Annotated in this window: 6 protein-coding genes and 1 pseudogene; 3 read left to right on the forward strand and 4 right to left on the reverse strand. The window is 43.4% G+C overall.

Annotated elements, in window-relative coordinates; all coding sequences use genetic code 11:
- Positions 1 to 233: 233 nt before the first annotated feature.
- Positions 234 to 428, forward strand: a complete 195-nt coding sequence (locus ACVS9P_RS11185) for a YlcI/YnfO family protein (RefSeq protein ID WP_001421937.1) — start codon at positions 234 to 236, stop codon at positions 426 to 428.
- 164 nt (positions 429 to 592) lie between these two features.
- Here ACVS9P_RS11185 and ybcW read toward each other — a convergent pair whose 3' ends face one another.
- A complete protein-coding gene (gene ybcW, locus ACVS9P_RS11190; protein WP_001031427.1) occupies positions 593 to 799 on the reverse strand; it encodes a protein YbcW in 207 nt (68 codons plus the stop codon).
- A 285-nt stretch (positions 800 to 1084) separates the two neighbouring features.
- Here ybcW and ACVS9P_RS11195 point away from each other — a divergent pair, with 285 nt between their 5' ends.
- Together ACVS9P_RS11195 and bor are read left to right on the forward strand one after the other, a co-directional pair.
- Entirely contained in the window at positions 1085 to 1495 is a 411-nt protein-coding gene (locus ACVS9P_RS11195) for a DUF1398 domain-containing protein (RefSeq protein WP_012775990.1), read from the forward strand.
- A 289-nt stretch (positions 1496 to 1784) separates the two neighbouring features.
- Complete coding sequence (gene bor, locus ACVS9P_RS11200; RefSeq protein ID WP_000738492.1) at positions 1785 to 2078, forward strand: serum resistance lipoprotein Bor; 294 nt, start codon at positions 1785 to 1787, stop codon at positions 2076 to 2078.
- Positions 2079 to 2109: 31 nt separating this feature from the next.
- Here the strand turns inward: bor and rzpD are convergent, their stop codons facing one another.
- The 3 genes and pseudogenes from rzpD to ACVS9P_RS11215 all read right to left on the reverse strand — a co-directional run bounded on the left by rzpD (position 2110) and on the right by ACVS9P_RS11215 (position 3351).
- A complete protein-coding gene (gene rzpD, locus ACVS9P_RS11205) occupies positions 2110 to 2571 on the reverse strand; it encodes a prophage endopeptidase RzpD (protein ID WP_000092275.1) in 462 nt (153 codons plus the stop codon).
- The gene (locus ACVS9P_RS11210) at positions 2568 to 3044 is read right to left on the reverse strand and encodes a glycoside hydrolase family 24 protein (protein ID WP_000229403.1); all 477 of its coding nucleotides are present in this window, start codon (positions 3042 to 3044) and stop codon (positions 2568 to 2570) included. Before ACVS9P_RS11210 ends, rzpD begins: the two co-directional genes overlap by 4 nt.
- A pseudogene (locus ACVS9P_RS11215) lies at positions 3028 to 3351 on the reverse strand (phage holin, lambda family). Before ACVS9P_RS11215 ends, ACVS9P_RS11210 begins: the two are co-directional and overlap by 17 nt.
- Positions 3352 to 3535 lie beyond the last annotated feature (184 nt).

A 3535-nucleotide genomic window follows, 5' to 3' on the forward strand; every position in this document is an offset into this window, starting at 1 on the left:
TGGTACGGTTCACTACTCACGACGATGTTTTTTTTGGTACCTTTTTTTTCACCGGAAAGGACCCGTAAAGTGATAATGATTATCATCTACATATCACAACGTGCGTGGAGGCCATCAAACCACGTCAAATAATCAATTATGACGCAGGTATCGTATTAATTGATCTGCATCAACTTAACGTAAAAACAACTTCAGACAATACAAATCAGCGACACTGAATACGGGGCAACCTCATGTCAACGAAGAACAGAACCCGCAGAACAACAACCCGCAACATCCGCTTTCCTAACCAAATGATTGAACAAATTAACATCGCTCTTGAGCAAAAAGGGTCCGGGAATTTCTCAGCCTGGGTCATTGAAGCCTGCCGTCGGAGACTAACGTCAGAAAAGAGAGCATATACATCAATTAAAAGTGATGAAGAATGAACATCCCGCGTTCTTCCCTCCGAACAGGACGATATTGTAAATTCACTTAATTACGAGGGCATTGCAGTAATTGAGTTGCAGTTTTACCACTTTCCTGACAGTGACAGACTGCGTGTTGGCTCTGTCACAGACTAAATAGTTTGAATGATTAGCAGTTATGGTGATCAGTCAACCACCAGGGAATAATCCTTCATATTATTATCGTGCTTCACCAACGCTGCCTCAATTGCTCTGAATGCTTCCAGAGACACCTTATGTTCTATACATGCAATTACAACATCAGGGTAACTCATAGAAATGGTGCTATTAAGCATATTTTTTACACGAATCAGATCCACGGAGGGATCATCAGCAGATTGTTCTTTATTCATTTTGTCGCTCCATGCGCTTGCTCTTCATCTAGCGGTTAAAATATTACTTCAAATCTTTCTGTATGAAGATTTGAGCACGTTGGCCTTACATACATCTGTCGGTTGTATTTCCCTCCAGAATGCCAGCAGGACCGCACTTTGTTACGCAACCAATACTATTAAGTGAAAACATTCCTAATATTTGACATAAATCATCAACAAAACACAAGGAGGTCAGACCAGATTGAAACGATAAAAACGATAATGCAAACTACGCGCCCTCGTATCACATGGAAGGTTTTACCAATGGCTCAGGTTGCCATTTTTAAAGAAATATTCGATCAAGTGCGAAAAGATTTAGACTGTGAATTGTTTTATTCTGAACTAAAACGTCACAACGTCTCACATTATATTTACTATCTAGCCACAGATAATATTCACATCGTGTTAGAAAACGATAACACCGTGTTAATAAAAGGACTTAAAAAGGTTGTAAATGTTAAATTCTCAAGAAACACGCATCTTATAGAAACGTCCTATGATAGGTTGAAATCAAGAGAAATCACATTTCAGCAATACAGGGAAAATCTTGCTAAAGCAGGAGTTTTCCGATGGGTTACAAATATCCATGAACATAAAAGATATTACTATACCTTTGATAATTCATTACTATTTACTGAGAGCATTCAGAACACTACACAAATCTTTCCACGCTAAATCATAACGTCCGGTTTCTTCCGTGTCAGCACCGGGGCGTTGGCATAATGCAATACGTGTACGCGCTAAACCCTGTGTGCATCGTTTTAATTATTCCCGGACACTCCCGCAGAGAAGTTCCCCGTCAGGGCTGTGGACATAGTTAATCCGGGAATACAATGACGATTCATCGCACCTGACATACATTAATAAATATTAACAATATGAAATTTCAACTCATTGTTTAGGGTTTGTTTAATTTTCTACACATACGATTCTGCGAACTTCAAAAAGCATCGGGAATAACACCATGAAAAAAATGCTACTCGCTACTGCGCTGGCCCTGCTTATTACAGGATGTGCTCAACAGACGTTTACTGTTCAAAACAAACCGGCAGCAGTAGCACCAAAGGAAACCATCACCCATCATTTCTTCGTTTCTGGAATTGGGCAGAAGAAAACTGTCGATGCAGCCAAAATTTGTGGCGGCGCAGAAAATGTTGTTAAAACAGAAACCCAGCAAACATTCGTAAATGGATTGCTCGGTTTTATTACTTTAGGCATTTATACTCCGCTGGAAGCGCGTGTGTATTGCTCACAATAATTGCATGAGTTGCCCATCGATATGGGCAACTCTATCTGCACTGCTCATTAATATACTTCTGGGTTCCTTCCAGTTGTTTTTGCATAGTGATCAGCCTCTCTCTGAGGGTGAAATAATCCCGTTCAGCGGTGTCTGCCAGTCGGGGGGAGGCTGCATTATCCACGCCGGAGGCGGTGGTGGCTTCACGCACTGACTGACAGACTGCTTTGATGTGCAACCGACGACGACCAGCGGCAACATCATCACGCAGAGCATCATTTTCAGCTTTAGCATCAGCTAACTCCTTCGTGTATTTTGCATCGAGCGCAGCAACATCACGCTGACGCATCTGCATGTCAGTAATTGCCGCGTTCGCCAGCTTCAGTTCTCTGGCATTTTTGTCGCGCTGGGCTTTGTAGGTAATGGCGTTATCACGGTAATGATTAACAGCCCATGACAGGCAGACGATGATGCAGATAACCAGAGCGGAGATAATCGCGGTGACTCTGCTCATACATCAATCTCTCTGACCGTTCCGCCCGCTTCTTTGAATTTTGCAATCAGGCTGTCAGCCTTATGCTCGAACTGACCATAACCAGCGCCCGGCAGTGAAGCCCAGATATTGCTGCAACGGTCGATTGCCTGACGGATATCACCACGATCAATCATAGGTAAAGCGCCACGCTCCTTAATCTGCTGCAATGCCACAGCGTCCTGACTTTTCGGAGAGAAGTCTTTCAGGCCAAGCTGCTTGCGGTAGGCATCCCACCAACGGGAAAGAAGCTGGTAGCGTCCGGCGCCTGTTGATTTGAGTTTTGGGTTTAGCGTGACAAGTTTGCGAGGGTGATCGGAGTAATCAGTAAATAGCTCTCCGCCTACAATGACGTCATAACCATGATTTCTGGTTTTCTGACGTCCGTTATCAGTTCCCTCCGACCACGCCAGCATATCGAGGAACGCCTTACGTTGATTATTGATTTCTACCATCTTCTACTCCGGCTTTTTTAGCAGCGAAGCGTTTGATAAGCGAACCAATCGAGTCAGTACCGATGTAGCCGATAAACACGCTCGTTATATAAGCGAGATTGCTACTTAGTCCGGCGAAGTCGAGAAGGTCACGAATGAACTAGGCGATAATGGCGCACATCGTTGCGTCGATTACTGTTTTTGTAAACGCACCGCCATTATATCTGCCGCGAAGGTACGCCATTGCAAACGCAAGGATTGCCCCGATGCCTTGTTCCTTTGCCGCGAGAATGGCGGCCAACAGGTCATGTTTTTCTGGCATCTTCATGTCTTACCCCCAATAAGGGGATTTGCTCTATTTAATTAGGAATAAGGTCGATTACTGATAGAACAAATCCAGGCTACTGTGTTTAGTAATCAGATTTGTTCGTGACCGATATGCACGGGCAAAACGGCAGGAGGTTGTTAGCGCAAAAAAAAAATTCCAAAAAAAAAATTCCAAAAAAAAAAAG

Source organism: Caproicibacterium sp. NSD3, from assembly GCF_053613275.1.